The 703-nt window shown below is 63.6% G+C and carries 1 protein-coding gene and 1 pseudogene; both read left to right on the forward strand.

The window, feature by feature from the left end:
- Positions 1-74: 74 nt before the first annotated feature.
- Positions 75-524 (forward strand): annotated as a pseudogene (locus KUM32_RS44355) (DUF5753 domain-containing protein); the annotation flags it as partial.
- Between the two features lie 85 nt (positions 525-609).
- On the forward strand, positions 610-703 hold a 94-nt coding region (locus tag KUM32_RS45130; RefSeq protein WP_217146307.1), incomplete at its 3' end, for a DUF397 domain-containing protein.

Here is a 703-nt window from a genome sequence, read left to right on the forward strand (position 1 = left end):
TGGAGATGTGCGGCAAGGTGGACTGGTACTCCACCCATCCCGCGCATCCGGACTGGTTCAAGAAACGTGCGGAGATGGACGCGAGGGCGGTCGGTCTGCGCGTGTGGCAGACGCAGTTGGTGCCTGGATTGCTACAGACGCCGGACTACGCCACGGCACTGTTCACGCGAAAGGGACTGAGCCCTGAACAGGTGAAAGACAGTGTGCAGGCGCGGCTGAGTCGACAGGAGCGGTTCCTTGACATCGACGGCCCCCCACTGCGCGTGGTGCTCGAAGAGAGCGCGCTCTATAACGTCGTGGGCGGGGCGGACGTCATGCGTGATCAGTGCGCCCACCTGCTGAACGTCCAGCGCACGGCGAACATGGTGATCCAAGTGCTGCTCGCCACGCGGAAGGAGACCGCGCGCCCCACCACGTCGCTATGGCTCATCACGCTGCCCCAGGGACGCGAGGTGCTGTACTCCGAGTCAGTCAACAGCGGGCACTTCGTCAATGACCCAACCGTCGTCCGGGACGCCGGACGGACATACGATTTACTGCGGACAGAATCGCTATCGGCCAGCGAGACTGCCACTCTGATCAGCGACGTGATGGGAAGGTACGACCAAGGTGAAGACCCCCGAACTCAGCGCGGCTACATGGCGCAAGAGCAGCTACAGCGGCGACAACGGCGGCGAGTGCATCGAGGTAGCCCCCGGATTCC

The organism is Streptomyces sp. AC627_RSS907, from assembly GCF_019049165.1.